The sequence below is a fragment of the Pseudalkalibacillus sp. JSM 102089 genome, from assembly GCF_041366475.1.
Lineage (GTDB): Bacteria > Bacillota > Bacilli > Bacillales > Guptibacillaceae > Guptibacillus > Guptibacillus hwajinpoensis_B.
Genome location: NZ_JBEWYW010000008.1, coordinates 124,420 through 145,385, shown reverse-complemented (window position 1 = coordinate 145,385; position 20,966 = coordinate 124,420). Strand labels below are relative to the sequence as shown.

The 20,966-nt window shown below is 38.6% G+C and carries 21 protein-coding genes; 14 read left to right on the top strand and 7 right to left on the bottom strand.

The features are described from left to right. The first annotated feature begins 18 nt into the window (after positions 1-18). Together ABVF21_RS16810 and ABVF21_RS16805 are read left to right on the top strand one after the other, a co-directional pair. A complete protein-coding gene (locus ABVF21_RS16810; protein ID WP_371018633.1) occupies positions 19-1,254 on the top strand; it encodes an MFS transporter in 1,236 nt (411 codons plus the stop codon). Further along, positions 1,251-1,682 (top strand): GNAT family N-acetyltransferase, encoded by a 432-nt coding sequence (locus ABVF21_RS16805; RefSeq protein ID WP_194222045.1) that lies wholly within the window; start codon positions 1,251-1,253, stop codon positions 1,680-1,682. Before ABVF21_RS16810 ends, ABVF21_RS16805 begins: the two co-directional genes overlap by 4 nt. 47 nt (positions 1,683-1,729) lie before the next feature. On the opposite strand, the gene ABVF21_RS16800 is transcribed toward ABVF21_RS16805, so the two are convergent. Both ABVF21_RS16800 and ABVF21_RS16795 read right to left on the bottom strand, forming a co-directional pair. Further along, positions 1,730-2,191 (bottom strand): hypothetical protein, encoded by a 462-nt coding sequence (locus ABVF21_RS16800; RefSeq protein WP_226615440.1) that lies wholly within the window; start codon positions 2,189-2,191, stop codon positions 1,730-1,732. Positions 2,192-2,281: 90 nt separating this feature from the next. Continuing rightward, a complete protein-coding gene (locus ABVF21_RS16795) occupies positions 2,282-2,821 on the bottom strand; it encodes a topology modulation protein (protein ID WP_371018632.1) in 540 nt (179 codons plus the stop codon). 320 nt (positions 2,822-3,141) lie between these two features. On the opposite strand from ABVF21_RS16795, the gene ABVF21_RS16790 reads away from it, so the two are divergent. The 4 genes from ABVF21_RS16790 to ABVF21_RS16775 all read left to right on the top strand — a co-directional run bounded on the left by ABVF21_RS16790 (position 3,142) and on the right by ABVF21_RS16775 (position 6,820). Next, on the top strand, positions 3,142-3,705 hold the full coding sequence (locus ABVF21_RS16790) for a M15 family metallopeptidase (protein ID WP_371018631.1): 564 nt from the start codon (positions 3,142-3,144) through the stop codon (positions 3,703-3,705). A gap of 17 nt (positions 3,706-3,722) precedes the next feature. Next, on the top strand, positions 3,723-4,205 hold the full coding sequence (locus ABVF21_RS16785) for an NUDIX hydrolase (protein WP_371018630.1): 483 nt from the start codon (positions 3,723-3,725) through the stop codon (positions 4,203-4,205). Between the two features lie 283 nt (positions 4,206-4,488). Further along, a complete protein-coding gene (locus ABVF21_RS16780) occupies positions 4,489-5,862 on the top strand; it encodes a hypothetical protein (RefSeq protein WP_371018629.1) in 1,374 nt (457 codons plus the stop codon). 28 nt (positions 5,863-5,890) lie between these two features. Continuing rightward, positions 5,891-6,820 (top strand): aminoglycoside phosphotransferase family protein, encoded by a 930-nt coding sequence (locus ABVF21_RS16775; RefSeq protein ID WP_303530812.1) that lies wholly within the window; start codon positions 5,891-5,893, stop codon positions 6,818-6,820. Positions 6,821-6,904: 84 nt separating this feature from the next. Here ABVF21_RS16775 and ABVF21_RS16770 read toward each other — a convergent pair whose 3' ends face one another. Together ABVF21_RS16770 and ABVF21_RS16765 are read right to left on the bottom strand one after the other, a co-directional pair. Further along, positions 6,905-9,547, bottom strand: a complete 2,643-nt coding sequence (locus tag ABVF21_RS16770) for an MMPL family transporter (protein ID WP_371018628.1) — start codon at positions 9,545-9,547, stop codon at positions 6,905-6,907. Beyond that, positions 9,544-9,996: a MarR family winged helix-turn-helix transcriptional regulator gene (locus ABVF21_RS16765; RefSeq protein ID WP_194222037.1), complete on the bottom strand. Its 453-nt coding sequence runs from the start codon at positions 9,994-9,996 to the stop codon at positions 9,544-9,546. The genes ABVF21_RS16770 and ABVF21_RS16765 overlap by 4 nt, the downstream gene beginning before the upstream one ends. A 390-nt stretch (positions 9,997-10,386) precedes the next feature. Here ABVF21_RS16765 and ABVF21_RS16760 point away from each other — a divergent pair, with 390 nt between their 5' ends. Next, positions 10,387-10,692: an AbrB/MazE/SpoVT family DNA-binding domain-containing protein gene (locus ABVF21_RS16760; RefSeq protein WP_303530817.1), complete on the top strand. Its 306-nt coding sequence runs from the start codon at positions 10,387-10,389 to the stop codon at positions 10,690-10,692. Between the two features lie 219 nt (positions 10,693-10,911). Here ABVF21_RS16760 and ABVF21_RS16755 read toward each other — a convergent pair whose 3' ends face one another. Then, positions 10,912-11,670 (bottom strand): TrmB family transcriptional regulator, encoded by a 759-nt coding sequence (locus ABVF21_RS16755; RefSeq protein WP_371018627.1) that lies wholly within the window; start codon positions 11,668-11,670, stop codon positions 10,912-10,914. 149 nt (positions 11,671-11,819) lie between these two features. On the opposite strand from ABVF21_RS16755, the gene ABVF21_RS16750 reads away from it, so the two are divergent. The 3 genes from ABVF21_RS16750 (at position 11,820) to ABVF21_RS16740 (ending at position 14,778) form a co-directional block, all read left to right on the top strand. Continuing rightward, the gene (locus ABVF21_RS16750) at positions 11,820-12,995 is read left to right on the top strand and encodes an MFS transporter (RefSeq protein WP_303530821.1); all 1,176 of its coding nucleotides are present in this window, start codon (positions 11,820-11,822) and stop codon (positions 12,993-12,995) included. A 61-nt stretch (positions 12,996-13,056) separates the two neighbouring features. Continuing rightward, positions 13,057-13,701 carry an SDR family oxidoreductase gene (locus ABVF21_RS16745; RefSeq protein ID WP_303530823.1) on the top strand — a complete coding sequence of 215 codons (645 nt, stop codon included), beginning with the start codon at positions 13,057-13,059 and terminating at the stop codon, positions 13,699-13,701. 147 nt (positions 13,702-13,848) lie between these two features. Continuing rightward, positions 13,849-14,778: a manganese-dependent inorganic pyrophosphatase gene (locus tag ABVF21_RS16740; protein ID WP_303530825.1), complete on the top strand. Its 930-nt coding sequence runs from the start codon at positions 13,849-13,851 to the stop codon at positions 14,776-14,778. 97 nt (positions 14,779-14,875) lie between these two features. Here the strand turns inward: ABVF21_RS16740 and ABVF21_RS16735 are convergent, their stop codons facing one another. After that, positions 14,876-15,430 (bottom strand): hypothetical protein, encoded by a 555-nt coding sequence (locus tag ABVF21_RS16735; RefSeq protein ID WP_303530827.1) that lies wholly within the window; start codon positions 15,428-15,430, stop codon positions 14,876-14,878. A gap of 96 nt (positions 15,431-15,526) precedes the next feature. Between ABVF21_RS16735 and ABVF21_RS16730 the strand changes: the two genes are divergently transcribed. Next, positions 15,527-16,414, top strand: a complete 888-nt coding sequence (locus ABVF21_RS16730; protein WP_371018652.1) for a phosphatidate cytidylyltransferase — start codon at positions 15,527-15,529, stop codon at positions 16,412-16,414. A gap of 108 nt (positions 16,415-16,522) precedes the next feature. On the opposite strand, the gene fabL is transcribed toward ABVF21_RS16730, so the two are convergent. Then, a complete protein-coding gene (gene fabL / locus ABVF21_RS16725; RefSeq protein WP_303530829.1) occupies positions 16,523-17,281 on the bottom strand; it encodes an enoyl-[acyl-carrier-protein] reductase FabL in 759 nt (252 codons plus the stop codon). Between the two features lie 530 nt (positions 17,282-17,811). Here fabL and ABVF21_RS16720 point away from each other — a divergent pair. From ABVF21_RS16720 to ABVF21_RS16710, 3 genes are all read left to right on the top strand, one after another. Continuing rightward, positions 17,812-18,384 carry an RNA polymerase sigma factor gene (locus ABVF21_RS16720; RefSeq protein ID WP_194222029.1) on the top strand — a complete coding sequence of 191 codons (573 nt, stop codon included), beginning with the start codon at positions 17,812-17,814 and terminating at the stop codon, positions 18,382-18,384. Then, positions 18,368-19,129, top strand: coding sequence for an anti-sigma factor domain-containing protein (locus ABVF21_RS16715; RefSeq protein WP_303530830.1), 762 nt, complete (start codon positions 18,368-18,370; stop codon positions 19,127-19,129). The genes ABVF21_RS16720 and ABVF21_RS16715 overlap by 17 nt, the downstream gene beginning before the upstream one ends. Positions 19,130-19,388: 259 nt before the next feature. Then, positions 19,389-20,918, top strand: a complete 1,530-nt coding sequence (locus tag ABVF21_RS16710; protein ID WP_371018626.1) for a glycine betaine uptake BCCT transporter — start codon at positions 19,389-19,391, stop codon at positions 20,916-20,918. Positions 20,919-20,966 lie beyond the last annotated feature (48 nt).

Genomic DNA, 20,966 nt, shown 5'->3' with positions numbered 1-20,966 from the left:
ATTGAAGGTGATGATCAAGTGTCAGTTGTTCTAAATAACAATCAGCCATATACATCAAAAGATGCGGGTTTCTGGCGGGCGACGGTTAGTCTTGGATGTGGAGCATTATTAGTCTTTTCGGCACTTTATGCTTTTCAACCATTGCTTCCAATATTTGCGAGTGAATTTCATTTAACGGCAACAACGTCAAGCTTACTTATGTCTATGCCCGTCATCACGATGATACCGGGGCTTCTTATACTTGGCTTTGTTTCAGACCGCTATGGGCGAACAGTAGTGATGAAAATATCGCTCCTTTTTGTCCTTAGTTCATTACTAATAATGCCCTTTATGAATTCATTCCTTCTTCTGCTCATTATTCGATGTATTGAGGGATTCTTTCTTGCAGGTATACCGGCATCGGCGATGGCTTATCTTGCAGATGAAGTAGCTCCAAGTAACGTAGGACTTGCTACGAGCATTTTTATTGCGAGCAATGCAATGGGGGGGCTTAGTGGACGAGTCGCAACAGGATATTTGACTGACTTATATAGTTGGCAAGTAAGTTTTATCATCCTTGCAGGGTTTGCTATTATAGCAATCATTTGCTTTTATTGGCTCCTGCCACCCTCTCGCTTTTTTAAGGGGGGAAATAGCAGTGTTATAAAGGATATGAAAGGAATGTTTGTACATTTAAGAGATCGTCGACTCTTATCGCTATTTACGCTTGGCTTTCTTATTCAAGTGATCTTTACGGGCGTGTGGACATATTTGCCTTTCTTCCTTAAACAAGATCCATTTTCTCTTTCGTTAAAATGGATCTCCCTTGCTTATTTTGCGTATATTCTCGGAGTAGTTTCACCACCAATTGCAGGACGAATTTCATCTCGCATTGGCTTACGGCGCACGATGGTAACGGGCCTATTATTATTAACGTTAGGAGTTGGCATTACACTATATCAAGAACTAACTGTGGTAATGATTGGGCTTTGCGTTATTTGTGCAGGGTTTTTCATTTCTCATTCGATGGCATCAGCTTCTGTTGCAAAGACGGCAGAGCATCATAAGAGTGGGGCATCTAGTTTTTATTTGATTAGTTACTATGCCGGGGTAGCAGCAGGTAGTTCGGGCGTTGGTATCCTATGGGACGGTTTGGGATGGATAGGGGTAGTGAGCTTACTTATTTTTATTTTGCCGCTTTTATTATTATTTTCACAAAAACAGGTTTCAAAAAGATATCATTATGAAGACTTACGAGGAGAGAAAGCACGATGAACATTAGAAGGGCTAGAAAAGGTGATGAGGAATGGATTACTTATTTGCTTTCAGAAATGGGGTATGAGACGTCTGTATGCGAAGTGACGGAGCGTCTAAAACCAATTTTGTCAGATCCTTTGTACGTCACGCTTGTTAGTGAAAAACAGGAGTCTTTGATTGGACTGCTGGGAATGCATTATGAACGATCTTATGTTGCTAATATTCTTGTTGCAAGAATTATTACAATGGTAACGGCAAAAGATTATCGGCAGCAGGGAGTTGGGAAGACTCTGCTTTTGGAAGCAGAAAATCTGGCTCGTGAAAAGGGTGCCTCAACCATCGTTTTAAATAGTGGGAATCGGGATGAAAGGAAGTCTGCCCACCTTTTTTATGAAGCGTGTGGGTTTACGGGGAAATCCACGGGGTTTTATAAATCGATAGATTGATAATAGGAAAAGCCTGCCATCTTTAAAAGGTGGCAGGCGCTTAAAGTTTACTTTCTAGTAAATCCTTCTTCATCAAGATATTGGATCGCTTCGTTACGAGAAGGGAATGTACCATCAAGGATATCTCCAGCATAAACATTCCATAGTTCGAGCTCAGGCTCATACATTAATTCCAGAGTTTGATCTTCATCGTTTACCCAAACTTGGATCTCAATATCTGAACCAGGAAGAACAGAAAGCGATTGAATGGATTCGCCTATGATTTTACGAAGCTCGTTGCTTGAGAAATCACGGATATTAACCATTCCTCTTTCATCTAATGGATACCCTTCAATAAGGTCACCAAATACATAGCCGTTGCCATTAGGGTGAAGATGATAAACAACATTTTTCTTATCAATAACCGCTTCTTCATAGTGAAAATTCACACGTCCAAGAGAAACGTCTTTTCGTGTCAGTTCAGGAAAGGATGATTCAATAATTTCTAATTTTTCTTCAAAAGTTAGCATAATGCCTCCATGTGCTTCAATAGTCTTTCTATATTCATTTTGAACAGGAAACTTCCAATTCAAACATACTGCACTTTATCTTATCATGGCTTATGACAAAATTGTATGCTTTGAATGAAGTTCATGAAGAAAATTAGCGATATCTGCTTTGTTTTTTAAATGTATTATGGTTTTATCGGGGGAAGTTTGTTCTAACTGTTCGAATCTACTTCTCATTTTTTCTTTACGAGGATAATAGGTCGTCCAAATGAAAGTTAAAAAAGACCAATCCGCTTTCTCTTTACACCCTTTGCCCATATCAGGACGAGTTTGACCGATATGAGTGACCCATCGTTTTAGCACCCTGTAAATGCAAAGCCATCTCGGAACATCTAAGTAAATAATCGTATCAGCTCGTGCAACCCGAATATCGTAAGAATTGCTATAATTCCCTTCCATGATCCATTTTTCAGTCATAGCAATCTTTTGCTGGGTATCACGGAATTCGACAAAACTTGTTTCCACCCAATTGGGCTTCCAGAAAAGGGTATCAAGATGATAAACTTTCAAATCTAGAATTTCACCAAGGCGACGGGCGAAAGTGGATTTACCCGCCCCGCCGGAAGAGCCCATTACCATAATTCGGTTCATATCCTTGCTCCTTCCAGTATTATACACTACTAAAGTTTACCAAAAATTAACGTAAGCAAACAGGCCTAACGAATGATGAAGAGCAGAAGAGGACAGTTGTTTATCGAATGGATCGAAAACCCAAAAAAATGTGAATAAGGCAAAAGATGAGCAGCTTACAAACCATTATTTCTTTAGGAAAACAGCTTGTTTAAAAAAATCTTCCTTGTGACGCAGGTATTACAGACAAGTAGCTTAATGAAGCGAACGTCCGTATTAATCTATATCAGATTGCTATGTTATGATCAAATGACTAGATTAGTAATGTGGGAGGTTTTGTTATGAAACGTCGATCGAAAAATCTTATAACCTTCCTTTTTATAATAGGAGTCGGTATCTTTTGTATCTATATAAGTGATGATCTTGAAAAACAATTCATAAAGAAGGATGTGCCCTTACCAACTGATCTTCACCCAAAGGTTAATAAAGCAAGAAAGGCGTTGATGAATCGAGCTGCCGAAGCTGGAATAGAAATTGTGATAACCGCTGGGCATCGAACGAAAGAAGAACAGGATGTTCTTTATGAAAAGGGACGTTCTACTGGGGGCCAGGTGGTGACGAACGTAGCGGGCGGCGGTTCCTATCATAACTACGGACTAGCAATTGATTTTGCATTAAAGTTAGATGATGGTGACGTCGTTTGGGATATGAAGCGAGACGATAATGGCAACGGGAAGTCAGATTGGATGGAGGTTGTTGACATGGCGAAAGACCTTGGTTTTGAATGGGGAGGCGATTGGAGTAGCTTCAAAGATTATCCTCATCTTCAAATGGATTTTGGTTTCACAATGCGAGAGTTAAAGAATGGTCATAGGCCAGATGAGAGTGAATATGCGACAAACTAGCTTGGAGTGATATGGTTATGAGAACAAGACAGGCTGTGGGGGCTATCGTAACGTATAAGCACCGTTTTTTGATCGTTCATAAAACAAAGATGAATACCAAAGCTGGACAAGAGTCTCAGGGTGAAACGTGGGATTTCGTTAAAGGTGGAGTAGAAGACGAGGATAGAGACGTTGAAGCTTCGATTAGAAGAGAATTGCTAGAGGAAACGGGATCAATAAAATACAAGCTGATGAAGAGGTTTGATGAATCGATCACATTTGAATTTCCAGCTGAGGTTCAATGTAAAATTGGCTATCACAACCAGGTTATCACCATGTTTCACTATGAGTACGAGGGGGATGAACAGGATCTTAGCCCGCTTGATAAGGAAATTGATCAGCTGCGTTTTGTTGGTGAAAAAGAGTTATTGCTCATGCTTAAGCACCCTGAAACACAGGAGTTCATTAAACAGGCTAACTTCGAACGAAAAAATAGTAAGGATTTTAAAAAAGAGGTTTAGGTATTTGGAGAAGGGGTAAATTCAAACTAACATAATTTTCCCCCTTTTGTACCGTCCGTTAAATCGGGCGGTACTTTTTTTTGCTAAGAGTGCTTGAAAGAGAGGGAGTGTAAATCTTTCTAAAATGGAAATGTAAATGATGAGACATAAAACTCTTAGCGGTTGAAACTTTCTAAATTCTTGAAAATTCCAGCTGTTACCGATAGGATAAGAACAGCAACCAAACAACAGGGAAGTAGACGAACTTAACCTTTTGCCGTTCGCTATTGGATAGGAGAATATCATGTGGAACCGTAATTTTACTCAGTATTTGTATGTATTTTATTTATTTGTTTTTCTATTGGATGTGATTTACCTTTTCTGGTCTAATTCTTCCCTTTATACCGTAATTGGCTTGTTTGCAATTATAATGATTGTCATTAATTTTAAGGAAGCCGATCGTGTATTTAAAATACTTGGCATCATCCTTCTATCCGCGGGGGCAGTTTTCTATTTATCTAGCAATGAGTCTATCACAAAAATCCCCTCCTTTTTTGCGGGAAATATAGGATTGCTTTTTCTTATATCGATGCTTCCATGGATGAATACCGTTGTTAAAGCTGGGAGATATAATAAGCTACTACAAACGTTATTGGGTGGCAATGTGAAAGGGATGGGAGAATTATATGTGCGTGGAGAAGCGACTATGGTTTCTCTCGCTGCATTTTTAAATCTATCGTCTGCTACCATTTCTCAAGACCTCTTAAAAAAACAGTTGAAGAATGCTAACACAAACGTTAGAAATAGCTTTATAGCAAGGTCTACTTTGAGAGGATATTCACTTGCTCTGCTATGGAGTCCGTTAGAAATATTGTTAGCTACTTCGATTTTTATTACGAATGCCAATTATTTAGAAGTATTACCATGGATGTTACTTATTGCTTTTCTTGGTTTTGCGATCGATTCGAGTATTGGAAAAATCATCTTTCGAAACGAAGTCGTTGAAGAAACTGGGGCTTCAACGAATTTGAGAAAGGAAAGTCGGAAGAAGTTAATTCAATTTATTCTGGCGCTTGTACTGTTCTTAATCGTGGTTGTATTTTTAACCAATGTAGTTCAGTTTAACTTTTTGTTTGCTGTAACGATCGCTCTGTTCCCGTTTGCTTACATTTGGGCGGTACTCCTGAAACGAAAAAGAAGCTTCCTTAAAATTGGCTGGCCAACTTGGAAAAGACAAACCAATCATTTACATAATTTTATTGTTTTACTACTAACCCTCTCTTTTTTTACAGAAACGTTAAATGGTTCTCCGTACTTACGGTATTTACAGGACCCTCTTGTGGCATTAGAAGGGCATCAAGTTTTTATTATGCTTTTCATTCAGGCAACTTTTCTTATCATGACACTATTAGGCGTCCATCCCATTGCAACAATGGGAATCTTTGGTGGGGTAAGTGAACTATTATTAAACACATTTCCTTCTGTGACGTTAACGCTCCTGCTTGCAAGTAGCGCGATTGCTACCGTTCCTTCGGCTCCTTATGGGCTTATTGTTACACTCACTTCAGTTGGATTAAAAATGAATCCTTATAAAATCGTCTTAAAAAACATCCCATATAGTTTGATGTGTGGCTTTATAGGCGTTTTGATCGCTTATCTCACTTTATTTCTTTACTAGAATCATTGTGAAGATTAGGAGGTGCAAGGTGAAGTTTCAAAAGCAGTTTGTGCAATTGGTTCGTCTTTATTGTAAGGAAGAAGGAGAAGCATGGCTACAGGAGTTACCTGGAATCATCCATTACTGTGAACAAAAATGGTCAATGAAAATGGAAAACCCTTACCGTCTCTCTATTAATTATGTTGCCCCTGCTAAGCTTAGGAACGGAAAAGAAATAGTGGTGAAAATTTGTATACCAGGAGCTGACTTTCTTAATGAGCTAGAATCACTACGTTTATTTAAACATCACGGGATAGTGAAGGTCCTTGACTATGAAATAGAAAAGGGAATTCTCATTTTAGAGAAATTGTCACCTGGATATACGTTAGCTGAAATAGAGGATGACGAAACAGCCTGTTATTTAGCAGCGCAAGTTGTTCAAAGGCTTTCCCTTCCTGCTCCAAGAAACACTCGAATTCAAACGACGAGAGCAAGGGAAGAGGAGCTTCGAGATACGGTCAATCGTAATGAGAAAGGATACGGTCCGCTTTCCCAACATGTGCTCGTAAATGCACTAAGCATTTTTGCTAAGCTGAATCAAACAATCGCTCAGTATAAGTTGCTTCATGGAGACTTTCATCATTATAATGTACTGGCTTCAGAACAGGGAGATTGGGTTGCGATTGATCCAAAGGGATTAATAGGTGAAGTAGAGTATGATTTGATCCAGTTTCTTTTAAATCGTCTTCCTGATAAAGGGGTTTATGAAGTAACGAAAAAGCGGATAGAAATTTTAACAAATGAACTGAACCTGAATCTAGAGCGATTCTTTTTGTGGGGATATTGTCATGCCGTACTAGCGACAGCGTGGACAGTCGAAGGCATGAGCTATAGTAGCTGTTTTTATAGGATGATTTCTATTTTTGAGAGACTATATTTTGAATATTACGGAATTGAAATAGGGTGTTATGTAGATTAAGTAGTGATAAACAATGTTGCTTCTATTTGAAAAGGCTCAGAGCGATACGCTCTGAGCCTTTTTGATCGATGAAAATGTGGATGATTATTTTTTAGATTTAAAAGGCCACCAAATCCCTTTACCGAATGAGACAACAACAGCAGGAATTAGAAGTGGTAGAACGATTAGACCGTAAAGAAGTAAGCCAGTAATGACAATGGTCGCAATTTGCATTAAGCTAAGAACGCCTGAAGGCATCATGGCCCCGAATGTACCGGCTAGGATAATAGCGGCCGTGATGACTACCGTACCCATTTTTGCCATAGAGCGATGCATTGCTTCCCTAATCCCAATGGAAGCTTCTTCGTTAAAACGGTCGAGTAGGAAGATGGAATAGTCGACACCTAGTGCAATTAACATTACAAATCCAAAGAATGGAACTGCCCATGTGATGCCATCATAGCCTAGTAGATTAATAAAAATTAACTCCGATATCGCCATTGACGTAAAGTATGTGAGTAACAGCGAACCAATCATAACAAGTGGCATGATCATGGAGCGGAAAAGGAGTGTTAGAATAATAAACAAACCGACAAGCATGATAATGACTGTTCTAGTAAAATCACTTGTTGAAATGTCAGATAGGTCACTGTTAATACTTGCTACGCCGTTATAAGCGACAGTTGCATCTTCAAGCGGCGTACCGTCAATCGTTCGTGATACCGTTTCTTTAATTTCTCTTACAGTATCAATAGCTTCCGTAGAATAAGGGTCTTTCTTTAAAATAACTTCAAGTGTAACCGCTTTTTGTTCATCGAAGGCATAGCGATCGATGGCAGGCTCAAATTCTTCGTCTTCAAGGGTTCCATCTGGAATAAATACACCTGTATTCCGAAGAGCTTTCGAATTACCCATATCGGTCACGATGTCAGCAGCATCTTGTAAGCCGTTCTTTATTTCATCAAGGCCATCAATGGATGAACCCACACCTTTAGATAGTTCAGTAATGCCACCGCTTAGCTCAGACGTCTGACCAGCCTGACCTTGTAGATCCGAAGAAGCGCCAGCGAGGCCCTGTTGGATTTGTCCGAGCTGTTGTTGCACCTGCCCAAGCTGTTCGGAAGCAGCAGCAACATTTTGCGATTGTTGAAGCCCAGCGGAAATAGAGCCAAGTTGATCGTTAATTTGCCCCAGTCCATTTACGGCTTCTTCAAGTCCACCAGCGTTGCTGCTAGAAGGAATTTGGTTACTAATATTATCCAATCCATTTTGAACTTCGGTTAGGCCGTTTTGAACATCATCGATGCCATTCGTTGCTTCGTTGAGCCCATCCCCAACTTGTGCAAGTTGTGAATCAACATAAAGATCATCAATCACATCTCCTGCTGGTCTTGTAATGGACCTAACGGAATCAACGTTATCATTTTTCTCAATTTCTTTACTAATTGTTTCGATATAAGGAAGATAATCTTCTGTAACAATATCTTGATCCTTCTGAATGATCACTTTTACCGGAAGTGAATCACCTTGGCCGAATCCTTCCTCAATTGCATTTAATCCTTTAACAGATTCATAGTCACTACCAATCTCGTTTACTGTATTAAACGACAGTTGATCGTCGTAAGTGAAAAGTAGTGGAACCATAATAACAGCGACAACGAGCATAGACCAAATGGGCTTGTTAATAGAGAAACGACCAAACGAAGTCCACAGTTTACTATCTTTGTGTGACGCTGATTTCTTTGAAGGCCAGAACAACTTATCTTTTAATAAGGCCATAAAGAATGGCACAAGCGTAAACAGGACGAGCATAAGAATCGCGATTCCTACAGCAACCCCAACAGCTGATTTAAATATCGGGAAGTCTGCAAAGCCAATCGCTGCGAAACCGATGAATACAGCTAATCCACTAATTAATAAGGTACGGCCTGCTGTTTTGTAAGTATTCACAATCGCATCTTCTACAGAATGTCCCTCAGTTAATTCTTCTTTATATCTGCTTAAGAGGAGGATACAATAGTCTGTTCCAATCCCGAACAGGACGGCAACGAGAAAAATCTGAGTATAGTTGGATACAGGAAAGCCGATCCAATCAATTAAAAAAGCTACAATTGATTGACTTAGGAGATACGTAACCCCTACTGCAAGTAAAGGAATGAAAGGGGTTGTAATCGAACGAAAAACGGCCAAAAGTAGAACGAAAATCAACACAACAGTAATGATTTCAGTACGTTCAAGTCCTTTTTGAGCACTTTCATTCACATCGTGATTAATAATGGATTCACCTGTAAGATAAGCGGTCGTATTGTCTGGAATTAGATCCTGACGAATATGATTGGCGAGTTCATTCACTTCATCGTCTGTTCCATCGACTGTAATGGGAAGAAGGATGGTTTGTTCGTCTTCTGAAACAAGTTGATCAGACATCTCTTCACTTTCAAATGGATCGAGTACTTCTTTTATGAGTGAACCTTCTTCAGCAATTTCTTCAGCAATTGAAGAAACTTTTTCTTTAGAGTCCTCATTTACTGGTTCATCGAAGGTGAAGACAAGTGAAATGGTTTCATCGCCCGCACCAGCTTCCTCAAGAATGTCTGCGGCTATTTTTGAATCTGCATTTTCAGGTAATTGAAAGGTTCCAGCATCTTCAGCCTGTTTCGTAAGGTTAGGGGATAAAACAAATAGAACGGCTGTTAGAGCAATAAGTGCAATGGCAATTGGCCATTTGAATTTTAAAATTTGTCTCATTTTGCATCTCCTTCTGCTTTTAAAATTGAACTTAACTTGCGGAAAATACGCAGGAATTCATCGATTTCCTCTTCATGAAAATCGTTTAAAACGATTTTCTCGACATGTTCATAGATCACTTTATCAAATAAGTCGACAACGTCATTTCCTTTTTCAGTAAGCGTAATCGATTTCCCTCTTAGGTCCTCTTCGGAATCAACTGTGACCACGAGTCCTTTCATCTCAAGTTTTTTATAACGGTTTGATATAGCGCTTTTGTGAACACCTTGTAAAGAAGCGAGCTTCCCAGGTGAAATACGACCTGATTTAGAAATAATTTGAAGCATCTGAAGCTGCTCTGAAGAATATTCTTCAAATAGTTGATGCTCAAAAGAACGAATAATTCGTTCTGTTCCATACATGATCACTTCTTCGAAAAGCTCAACGGCTTCACATAACTTCTTATTCATTTACCATTCCTCCACTAGTTTACCCTCTAAACATTATTAGTTTACCCTCTAAACTATGGTTTTTGCAACTATTTAATACGCATGAATTTTGAAGTTTAGTCAAAGGGAGGAGGTCATGATAACGTTTTAAGTTAACGATAAGGTGGAGAGGGTGGAGAGGAAGAATAGGTCTCGTTTTAAATAACTTTCAATAAGAGTAGTAAGGTATCTTGATGAAATTCTGATTCTGTTCATTGAATTTCTTTTTCAATACACGAGAAATCTACCAAAAGATAAAATAAAAAGTAAATTTGCAGAATTTTGGCGCAATATGTATTGCATAATACGATCGACGGTATTATGATTAAAGAAACCATCGCTTGTTCGTTAAAACGAAAGGGAGGAATGAGAATGAAGAGTACTGGTGTGGTTAGAAAAATTGATGAACTAGGCCGAATTGTCATTCCAAAAGAACTCCGACGAACTTTAGATATTAACGTGAAAGATCCAATTGAAATCTTCACAAGTGAAAACAGGGTGGTCTTACAAAAGTATCAGGCAGATATGGCATGTATGGTTACTGGAGAGATATTAGACGAAAATCAAACATTTGGAAATGGAAGCATTGTTCTTAGTCCAGAAGGAATGGCGCTTCTGAGAGAAGAATTGGAAATGAAGCTAGGAAAGAAAAATGAGGAAATACTTAAAGCAAAATAAGTGTTATCTGTAACACCCTTCCAAAGGAGAAGGGTGTTTTTTGTTAACAGTAAGTTAATGAACGTTGTTGGATATCCAATAGAATAGGTGAAATTTTGGGGGTTTATCATATAAGCTAATATACCTTCTAACAATTGAGATTCTTTCTAAAGATCATATAAGATAGCGTGAGAACTTTTCTACTAATGAAAGTTAAAATGATAAAAAGATAAGCTTGGCCTAATAACGTAATTTCAATAATAGCTCTCTTAAATGAGGATCTTCCATCATTGAAGACCCAAATTTTCTAGTAATTTCAGTTAATGCAATATCATGATAGAAGAACTCTGTGAAAAAGGTAACTAATGGTCTTGATTTGGTGTGAATCGCCTGCCAGCTTGTATCTTCGATTCCGGCAAATAAAACGTCCTCATTATCTACTATAACAATACGACTCCGCTCTAACTTTTGGTGAGCGCTGTCGGGAATTAAAGTTGTTACGTTTTTAAGATTAGAATCTATCTCTCCAATTGAATGTAACTCAACGATAACGCCTTCAGCTTCTTTTTCCGCAAGCAAGGAGAGGTGTTGCTCGATATCATCGGCCCAGCCCGAAAAGATAATAGAGCTCGATGATTGTTGAAGTAACTCTGAGACAAGGGAATGAATCGACTGATCTTCTTTAAGTGTCCAAACGCGATCATCTGCTTGCTTCTTACGAGTTTGAATTGATTTCAATTGTGTAATACTTTCGTTGAAATCACTTTTAAGCTTGGTGATCGCTGAATCAATTGGAAGAGCGGTATAAAGTCTTTTTTTCTCAGTGGTTGATTCTAACACCATCCCTTTCTCAATCATACGACGGATAACGTCATAAACCTTGGAACGAGGGACACCAGAACGTTTTACAATAGTCGTGGCATCCAGTGCTTCATCTATTGTAATCAGCGCTTCATAGACTTGACTTTCATATTGAGTAAATCCAAACTCTTGCAGCATGTATCGATTCTCCTTGCTTCATCTAATCTTTTCTATAATGATAGCACATCAACTGACCAGTCAAAAGCGTCCTTCATTTACCTATTGCCTTCCATTCTAAAAAGAGTTACTCTTTTAGTGGTAACTTAGTAAGAGGGGTGCAAGAAGTAATGAATAAACGTGTTTACTTACTTACGATTGTTTCATTTGTAGTAGGAATGGTGGAATTAATTATAGGAGGAATTCTTGATCTGGTAGCAGAAGATCTTCAAATAAGTTTAGGGAAGACAGGTTTATTAATTAGTGTTTTTTCTATCGTATTTGCATTAATGGGTCCAGTTCTACTTTCTGTAACTGCAAAAATAGAACGGAAAAACTTGATGCTATTCTCACTCGTTATTTTTTTAATAGGGAATCTAATCGCAGTCATTAGTACAACGTTTAGTCTGTTAATGACAGCGAGAATTATCTCAGCGGCAAGTGGTTCTCTTCTTGTTGTGCTATGTGTCACCATTGCTTCCAATATAGTAAAACAGGAATATCGCGCAAGAGCTATAGGGGTTGTATTTATGGGGATTAGTGCTTCTCTAGTTTTGGGAGTGCCAATTGGATTAATGCTTGGAAATGCATTTGGATGGAAAGCGCCTTTTGTTTTGATCCTAGTTCTCACACTGTTATCAATGGTGGGAGTTACCTTGTTTATGGAGAAGATTCAGCCTAAACCCGCAGTTCCACTTCGTAAACAGCTACAAACACTGAAAGATAGCCGTGTATTATCAGCACAGTTAACATCCTTAATGTTTTTAACAGGTCACCTAACTCTTTATGGATATCTAACGCCGTTTCTCAAAACAATACTTGGATTATCAGGAAGTTGGGTAAGTATTGTTTATCTGATCTTTGGAGTGGCTGCAGTTGCCGGGGGCGGACTAGGTGGAATGGCTTCAGATCGATTTGGAACAAGACCAACAATACTTATATCGATTATGGTTTTTGCTGTTGCAATGTTTATTATTCCCTTTTCAACTTTCTCCTTTCCGGTCTTTCTTATCATAATGGTAATTTGGAGTATGCTGAGCTGGGGGATCACACCTGCACAACAAAGCTATTTAATTGAACTTGCGCCAGAATCATCTGATATTCAACAAAGCCTGAATAATTCTGCTCTTCACCTCGGAATTGCAATGGGTTCCTCGGTTGGAGCTTTTGTCATTGAAAACAGCTCAGTTGAAATGAATGCCACTGTTGGAAGTGCCTTTATTTTACTTTCACTTGCTGCCGCGGTATTTTCTATGAAGAGAGATAGCGGGAAAGCGTCAACGCAATTGAACAATCAAGCAGGTTAGTTGAGATTAAGAATTTATTTTGAAATAATATGGATAGACAATCCAAAAGGAGAGTTTACTCATGAATGTACTGGTTATTGGAGCAAACGGCCAGGTAGGTCAAAAAGTTGTCAATCTTCTTGATCATAACAAAGACTATTCCTTAAAGGCGATGGTCCGAAAGAAAGAACAGGCGGATGAATTAGCAAACCGCGGAATTGAATCAGTAGTAGCGAGTCTTGAAGACTCAGTCGATACCATTTCTGAGGCTATGAAAGGGAGCGACGCCGTTATTTTTGCTGCTGGTTCTGGTGGAAGTACTGGATCAGATAAAACATTATTAGTAGATCTAGATGGAGCAGTAAAAACGATCGAAGCAGCTGAAAAACTTGGCATTAAGCGTTATGTGATGTTGAGTGCACTTCAAGCACACAACAGAGAAAATTGGAGTGAGGCATTATTGCCATACTACGCTGCAAAACATTACGCTGATAAAGCGTTAGAAGCAAGTTCATTGGACTATACTATTGTGCGCCCAGGTGGTCTTTTAAACGAAGAAGGAACTGGCAAGGTGTCAATCGCTGAGAATCTAGGACGTGGATCGATCCCACGTGATGATGTAGCTGAGGTTATCGTTTCTACACTAATGAAAAAAAATACGATTCGCCGATCTTTCGATTTGATTTCTGGGGATAGCTTGATTACTCAGTCAATAGGATCTCTATAATAATAAGGTGACCGATTCTTTATGCGAAAGAATCGGTTTCCTTACTTTTCTTATTTAAAGAATACAAAATGCTGTTGAGTTTACGGTAAGAGATCTTTACAATATGTATTGAGTACATAAATCTTTTCATCTAAAAGGAGTCTAACTATGGAAAAAGTATTGATTTTCGGACATAAAAATCCTGATACGGATACGATCACTTCTGCTCTCGTTTATGCCGATTTAAAAAAGAAGCTTGGCATGAATGTAGAGGCAGTCCGCCTTGGTGCAGTCAATGGAGAAACACAATACGCGTTAGATCAATTTAATGTGGAAGCTCCACGAATGGTTCAAACCGTTTCGAATGAAACAAATGAGGTTATTCTTGTTGACCACAACGAACGTCAACAGAGTGCAGAGGATATTGAAAATGTTCGGATTCTAGAAGTGATTGATCATCATCGCATTGCGAACTTCGAAACAGCTGACCCTGTTTATTACAGAGCAGAGCCGGTTGGTTGTACAGCAACGATTCTAAATAAGTTATACAAAGAGAAGAATGTTCAGGTTGATAAAAACATAGCTGGTCTTATGCTTTCTGCGATCATTTCTGACTCTCTTCTTTTCAAATCACCAACATGTACGGAGGAAGATATAGCTGCGGCTAGCGAACTTGCTGAAATAGCGGGAGTAAATGCCGAAACATATGGTCTTGAAATGCTTAAGGCTGGGGCGGATATGAGCAGTAAAACGCCTGCTGAACTGATCTCTCTTGATGCGAAAGAATTTGGTATGGGAGCTTCTAAAGTGGAAGTAGCTCAAGTCAACGTTGTTGATACTCTCGATGTTCTTGCTCGTCAGGATGTAGTTGAAGAAGAAATGAGAAAAACGATCGAAGCTAAAGATCTTGATCTTTTCTTACTCGTTGTAACGGACATTCTTACTAATAACTCAACGGCTTTAGCACTAGGAAAACAAGCAAATAAAGTCGAGAAGGCTTTTGATGTCACATTAATTGAAAACCTTGCTGTACTTGAAGGCGTTGTTTCTCGTAAGAAACAAATCGTTCCTGTTCTAACAGAAACGTTTACAGCTTAATGATCGTTCCAAACGTGGACAGATTCTAAGGGGATCTGTCCACGTTTTATTCATTTATTGTGAAAAAACATCATAAAAGTCATACTAAATATACACGTTAAAATTTATGAAGCTGCTTTCTAATAGGTTCATAATCAAAGAGTTTCCCTTCGTAAATTAGTAAAAGCCTTTCGCATTTGCGAAAATCATCTGGAGTAACAAGTGCTGGAAGCTTGTCCCAAAGTTGAATGCCTGAACGATAAAGAACTTCAGCAACAAATTGAGAACAAAAATAAGAATTACTAAACTCAATAGGTTCATTTATTGAAACCCCCAAAACGCCGAGAATATTGTACAAAAACCGCTGTTTGTTTCGAATGAATATCTTTAGCAAGCGCTTCATTTTGTGTACATCACGTTCCGTTACATTGAGTTCATAGATTACGCATGTCGTCATGGGGTATCGGCTGTATGTCCCCGTTAGGACATCTTCTTTCACAAATCCGCCATTTAGAGGATTGCCAGGTTTTTTTCTTCCAAAGCTATACATATCATTTAATTCTTCATCGAAGGCAAGTGATGCATGATTGTAAGGAGCTTTAGTATATTTCTTAATCGATTTTGTAAAGAGTGTACCGGTATCAGAAAGTAAAATATATATTTTTTGACTCATCATGGTATCCTTATACATTTGACGTTTACTCTCATTATACATAAATAGATTGATAAGGAGGTACCTCTTCTGGAAAGCACAATATGGATATTGGCAATTATTTTAATAGGTCTTTTATTTGCACAGGCTGTTTTTCTTGTTGCGAAGAATAAGCAGCCAACCAAGGACTTTACGGGACTATCGTTAAAAGTAAAAACGTGGTGGGGCATGTTTGTTGTTTTTTGTCTTGCCACACTATTTAACCCAATCGTTTCCTTGTTTTCTTTAATGATATTAAGCTTTTTCGCATTAAAAGAATATTTCTCAATGATGAAAACTCGGAAAGCTGATAGAAGGATTTTTCTATGGTCCTATGTCGCTATCCCACTCCAATTCTATTGGATCCTAATCGATTGGTATGGAATGTTCATTGTGTTTATACCAGTTTATGTTTTCTTATTGCTACCGCTTCCACGTATTATAGGAAAAGGGACGCTAGGTTTTCTAAGATCAGTTAGTTCGACTCAATGGGGGTTAATGCTAATGGTTTTTGGTCTAAGCCACCTTGCCTATTTCCAAATAGCTAGCCCAATTTATGGAGCCAATTTAGTGTTATTTCTTGTATTGCTAACTCAGGTAAATGATGCAGTTCATTACATTATTTCTCTTTATCTAGGCAGGCGTAAAGTCGTTCCATCCTCCAACCCTTATCTTACTTTAGAAGGATTTTTAAGCGCAATTATCGTCACAACAGCACTAGCCTATATGTTATTTCCTTATTTAACGCCTTTTGGTACGTTGTTTGGAGTTTTATCAGGAGTTCTAATCAGCGTCGCTGGCTTTCTTGGTAGTCTAACAATTTCCGTTCTGAAAAGGGATCTCTTACTTGGTGACGATCGAAGAATGAAGGCTTTGGAGGGAAATTACTTAAATAGAGTGGATAGTCTTGCATACACATCACCTGTTTATTTCCATGTAATTCGGTACTTTTTTGATTTTATGTAAGTAAAAGAGCATGTTTCATACAGTGAGGAAAGATATTTTAGCTTGTTGTTATCGAGGATGCGACAAAAAAAGCACGACAGCAGAAAATACCGCGGTCGTGCCTTACGTTTATTCACCTAGCAAAGATAATCCACCATCGACAATAATCGTTTGCCCACGAATCATACGTGCTGCTGGAGTTGTTAAGAAATAAGCGGTATCTGCCATATCTGTAGGCTCTACTAGGCGTCCAGCTGGATTTCTTTCCTTAGCAGATTCTAATAATTCTTCTCTGTTTGGAAAATGTTTAAGAGCGTCCGTATCCACAGCGCCACCAGAAACAGCGTTCACGACAATTCCTTTTGGTGATAATTCAACAGCGAGATAGCGAGTAATCGCTTCTACGGATGCTTTAGATACGCCAACAGCAACATAATTTGGAAGTGCCCTGATTGATCCAAGACTTGATAGGGCTACAATCGCTCCTCCACCATTTTTCTCCATGATTTTAGCGGCTTCTTGTGCAGCAAATAGATATGCTTTAGCATTGATGTTCTGTGTCCAATCCCAATGACTTTCTTCTATTTCCATTAGAGGTCTTAAAACACCTGAAGCGGCATTGTTAACAAATACATCAAGTCGACCAAATGTTTCTTCTGTTTCATGAAATAAAGAAGTGATTTGCTTCACTTCACCAACATTTGCTTTAACGATATGTACGGTAATGCCATATTCGCTTTCTAATTCTTGTTTTGTTTGTTCCGCATCTTTCTTCTTTCTCATAAAGTTGAGAACAAGGTTGTAGCCTTCGGAAGCAAATTTTCGTGCTATTGCTTTACCGATACCTCTTGTTCCACCTGTGATTAGCGCTACTTTATTACTCATCATAAGTCACCTCTTCAATATTTACTCCAACCTATCATACAGGAACAAGGAGCATGTGAAAAGTTTCGCGAAATCAAACTGAGGTGAATTGGTAGAAAAAACTTTTAAGTTAGAGGGTGTATTCAATGGAAAAGAATACAATTATGATATACTTTCATCTAGAAACAAATTATGCTAAATAGTTGATTAGAGCATGGAGATGAAAGTGAATATATTAAAATCAGTTTTGGTCAAAGCTGCCAGTAAACTGTTTATTTAGGGAGCTGATTTGAAGAAAACTTTTTTGGTGAATAATGGATGGAATGAGTCTCCTTGGTTTAAGGATCCAATACTTGAGAGAAGTGTTGAAGACAGAAATGATGTATAATTGCAGCTTTTCTTTCAGAGGGGCATTATAAACTAAAAGCGCTTTCGTGGATTGGTAAGATGATTTTTTATGAAAAACACATCCAAAGTAGACTGAGTAACGTTAGCTATACATAAGCTTCCTGCCTCTTCAGGCTAGCGTCAGTTGCGATGAAAAGGAGAATGATATGAGAGAACTTAACGATGCCGAGCTGTATGTTAAGGTGCAGGCAAAGGATAAAGAAGCTCTCTCATCTCTTTACGATCGATATGAAAAGTTGTTATATTCTTTCTCATATCGAATTGTAAAAGATGGAGGACTTGCAGAAGAAGTTATGCAAGAAGTGTTCATAAAGCTATGGAAAGGGAAGGCCGAGTATAGTGCTGACAAAGGGAAATTCTCTTCTTGGCTCCTTACAATGACGCGGCATACAGCAATTGATTTGCTCCGCAAACAATCAAAAGAGCCAGATTTTGAACTGGATGAACGAGACTCTCTTCATAGTGATGAATCTTCAGTGGAAGATCAGGTTGAATGGAAAGAGCGAGGACAAATACTTCGTACAGCTGTATCAAAACTTAAAGATGAGCAACAGAAAATAATTGAAATGTTCTATTTTAAAGGAATGACGCACAAAAAGATCTCTGAAGAGTTCGACCTCCCTCTGGGTACTGTTAAAGGCCGAATTCGGCTAGCGCTCAAACATTTAAATACCAGTCTTAGAGAGAAAGGAGGGGTCTCAGATGAAAGCAAATTGTGAGCAACTACTTGACTATTTTAATGAAACCTTATCAGAAGAAGAAAAAGAACGGTTCGAAACTCACCTTTTATCTTGTGAAGAGTGCAGAGAGGAATTAAAGGAGCTGGATGAATTGACAGGTGACCTTCCTTATCTCTCTATACCAGAAGAACCACCCGCTGGAATGAAAGATCGTGTTCTGACAAGTGTGTTTGAGAGCGAGGCGGAAGAAGTAGATAACAATGAAGTCGAAAACCTAGAAGAGAAACAGAGTAATACAGTAATAGATCTGCAGACAGAAAGAAAATCAAGACAGAGGAAGTGGGTAGCGCCTGCATTAGCAGCAGCACTTTTTCTCTCCCTTGGTGGAAATTTGTATACGTATATAAACGAATCTGATGGCGAGATAGATAATTCAGAACAAATTTCATCTCTTATCAAAGCTGTACAACTACAGCCAACTGAAGCAGAAGCTTCAGCAGGATCTGCAGCGCTTATGAATGAAGATGGAAAAATGAATTTAGTTGTAGAAGTGAACGATGTGTCAGGAGTTGAAGGCGATCAAGTGTATCAAGTTTGGTTACTTGAAGGTGAAAAACCATACCGCGCAGGCTCATTTGTTCCAAATCAGGAAGGAAAAGGTGAGGTAGCTTATCAGGTAGATTATGAAGGTGAGCACGACTGGGATGCTGTCGCGATTACCCTTGAACCGGATAATACAAGTGAAACGCCTAAAGGGAAAATTATATTAAGTTCAGGTTTATAGATCACAGAAAACAGAGACGTAATATACGCCTCTGTTTTTTTTTGAAAATGGAGAAAAGAAAAGCTGATTAATAGAACAAGATACTAAAATAAATACATTGTGAATATGAAGGGGTTTTAGTAAAGCGGTATGGGGTATATTATACTAAATTCTTATAAAAATTTGATAATAAGTTCGGTTTTGCTTATGATTAGTAACGATGTGGTTATTATTTTGAAATATTTTTGAGATCCACATAATAAATGTAGGAGTGGAGAGAATGAACAAAGTTACTAACGTTTTCTGGATAGGAATCGCTATTGCGATTCTCTTCGTTGGTTGGGGCGTGCTGATGCCAGATAACCTTAATCAGGTGATGACGGTATCCCAAAATTTCTTCTTAGATCAGTTTGGCTGGTTTTATCAGCTTGCCGCAACTTTCTTTTTAATATTTGCAATTTATTTGATTTTTAGTCGATTTGGGCATATCAAGTTAGGAAAGGATACAGATAAGCCTGAATATAGCAGGCTCACATGGTTTGCTATGCTCTTTAGCGCCGGGATGGGAATAGGGCTATTGTTCTTTGGTGTATCAGAACCAATGTCCCACTTTTCTACCCCGCCATATGGTGAAGGAGGAACGGTTGAAGCCGCGCACCTTTCCCTTCGATATACATATTTACATTGGGGGTTCCATGCATGGGCCATATACGCAACCATCGCATTAGCGCTAGCTTATTATAAATTTAGAAAAGGGGCGCCGGGATTAATGAGCGCAACGCTTTATCCACTATTAGGAGATAAAGTGAAAGGCCCTATCGGGATTACAGTAGATATTATTGCAGTTTTTGCGACAATATTTGGTGTCGCCGCTTCTCTAGGCCTTGGGGCTCAACAAATTAACGGTGGTTTAAGTTATTTAACAAACATACCTAATAATTTCACAATTCAATTGATTATTATTGCGATTATCACCGTTCTTTTTACTGTTTCAGCAGGAACAGGAATAAAGAGGGGGATAAGGTATTTAAGTAATGCTAATATGGCGCTTGCTGTATTATTGCTTATCATGTTTGTCATTCTCGGACCAACAAAATTTGTGTTAGATTTATTTGTCACTACTTTCGGAGAATATGTTCAAAATATATTTGCTATGGGCATGAGACTTGCTCCAATGAATGCAGAAAGTGAAACGTGGATTCAAGATTGGACAATCTTTTATTGGGCATGGTGGATTGCCTGGTCTCCTTTTGTTGGGACATTTATTGCAAGGGTATCGAAAGGAAGAACGATTAGAGAGTTTATGATAGCCGTAACAGTTGTACCAACAGTCGTTTGTGCATTTTGGTTTGGGGTATTTGGAGGATCTGGTATTTTCTTTGATTTTACTCAAGGAACAGATATAGCAGGTCAAAGTCTTGAGACGGGGTTATTTTTCTTATATGAACAACTTCCGCTCGGTGGTATTTTAACTATCGTTACACTATTATTAATCTCTACATTCTTTATTACATCTGCCGATTCAGCTACATTTGTGCTTGGAATGCAAACAACAAATGGAAGTTTGAATCCCCCGAACTATGTGAAATTTACCTGGGGATTTTTGTTATCAGCATCAGCGATCGTTCTAATGATTACGGGTGGACTTGAAAGTATGCAGACGGCTATAATCGTTAGTGCTTTCCCGCTTACAATTATTCTGTTATTTACGTGCTGGGGAATGATTAAATCATTTAATGAAGAAGTACCAAGAAAGCAACGTAGTACGGATAAGAAAGCCAAGTCCAAAAAAGATCTAAAAACGGTTTAAAATAAAACCTTTGGAGTACATTCTCCAAAGGTTTTTTAAATAGAGCTA

What these genes read in the sequence shown, in the direction of transcription:
- fabL (WP_303530829.1), bottom strand. Translation starts at nt 17,281, where the DNA reads ATGATGAGTAATAAAGTAGCGCTAATCACAGGTGGAACAAGAGGTATC.
- ABVF21_RS16800 (WP_226615440.1), bottom strand. Translation starts at nt 2,191, where the DNA reads ATGCTAACTTTTGAAGAAAAATTAGAAATTATTGAATCATCCTTTCCT.
- ABVF21_RS16715 (WP_303530830.1), top strand. Translation starts at nt 18,368, where the DNA reads ATGAAAGCAAATTGTGAGCAACTACTTGACTATTTTAATGAAACCTTA.
- ABVF21_RS16735 (WP_303530827.1), bottom strand. Translation starts at nt 15,430, where the DNA reads ATGAGTCAAAAAATATATATTTTACTTTCTGATACCGGTACACTCTTT.
- ABVF21_RS16765 (WP_194222037.1), bottom strand. Translation starts at nt 9,996, where the DNA reads ATGAATAAGAAGTTATGTGAAGCCGTTGAGCTTTTCGAAGAAGTGATC.
- ABVF21_RS16780 (WP_371018629.1), top strand. Translation starts at nt 4,489, where the DNA reads ATGTGGAACCGTAATTTTACTCAGTATTTGTATGTATTTTATTTATTT.
- ABVF21_RS16720 (WP_194222029.1), top strand. Translation starts at nt 17,812, where the DNA reads ATGAGAGAACTTAACGATGCCGAGCTGTATGTTAAGGTGCAGGCAAAG.
- ABVF21_RS16795 (WP_371018632.1), bottom strand. Translation starts at nt 2,821, where the DNA reads ATGAACCGAATTATGGTAATGGGCTCTTCCGGCGGGGCGGGTAAATCC.
- ABVF21_RS16770 (WP_371018628.1), bottom strand. Translation starts at nt 9,547, where the DNA reads ATGAGACAAATTTTAAAATTCAAATGGCCAATTGCCATTGCACTTATT.
- ABVF21_RS16710 (WP_371018626.1), top strand. Translation starts at nt 19,389, where the DNA reads ATGAACAAAGTTACTAACGTTTTCTGGATAGGAATCGCTATTGCGATT.
- ABVF21_RS16750 (WP_303530821.1), top strand. Translation starts at nt 11,820, where the DNA reads ATGAATAAACGTGTTTACTTACTTACGATTGTTTCATTTGTAGTAGGA.
- ABVF21_RS16785 (WP_371018630.1), top strand. Translation starts at nt 3,723, where the DNA reads ATGAGAACAAGACAGGCTGTGGGGGCTATCGTAACGTATAAGCACCGT.
- ABVF21_RS16790 (WP_371018631.1), top strand. Translation starts at nt 3,142, where the DNA reads ATGAAACGTCGATCGAAAAATCTTATAACCTTCCTTTTTATAATAGGA.
- ABVF21_RS16745 (WP_303530823.1), top strand. Translation starts at nt 13,057, where the DNA reads ATGAATGTACTGGTTATTGGAGCAAACGGCCAGGTAGGTCAAAAAGTT.
- ABVF21_RS16740 (WP_303530825.1), top strand. Translation starts at nt 13,849, where the DNA reads ATGGAAAAAGTATTGATTTTCGGACATAAAAATCCTGATACGGATACG.
- ABVF21_RS16805 (WP_194222045.1), top strand. Translation starts at nt 1,251, where the DNA reads ATGAACATTAGAAGGGCTAGAAAAGGTGATGAGGAATGGATTACTTAT.
- ABVF21_RS16755 (WP_371018627.1), bottom strand. Translation starts at nt 11,670, where the DNA reads ATGCTGCAAGAGTTTGGATTTACTCAATATGAAAGTCAAGTCTATGAA.
- ABVF21_RS16760 (WP_303530817.1), top strand. Translation starts at nt 10,387, where the DNA reads ATGAAGAGTACTGGTGTGGTTAGAAAAATTGATGAACTAGGCCGAATT.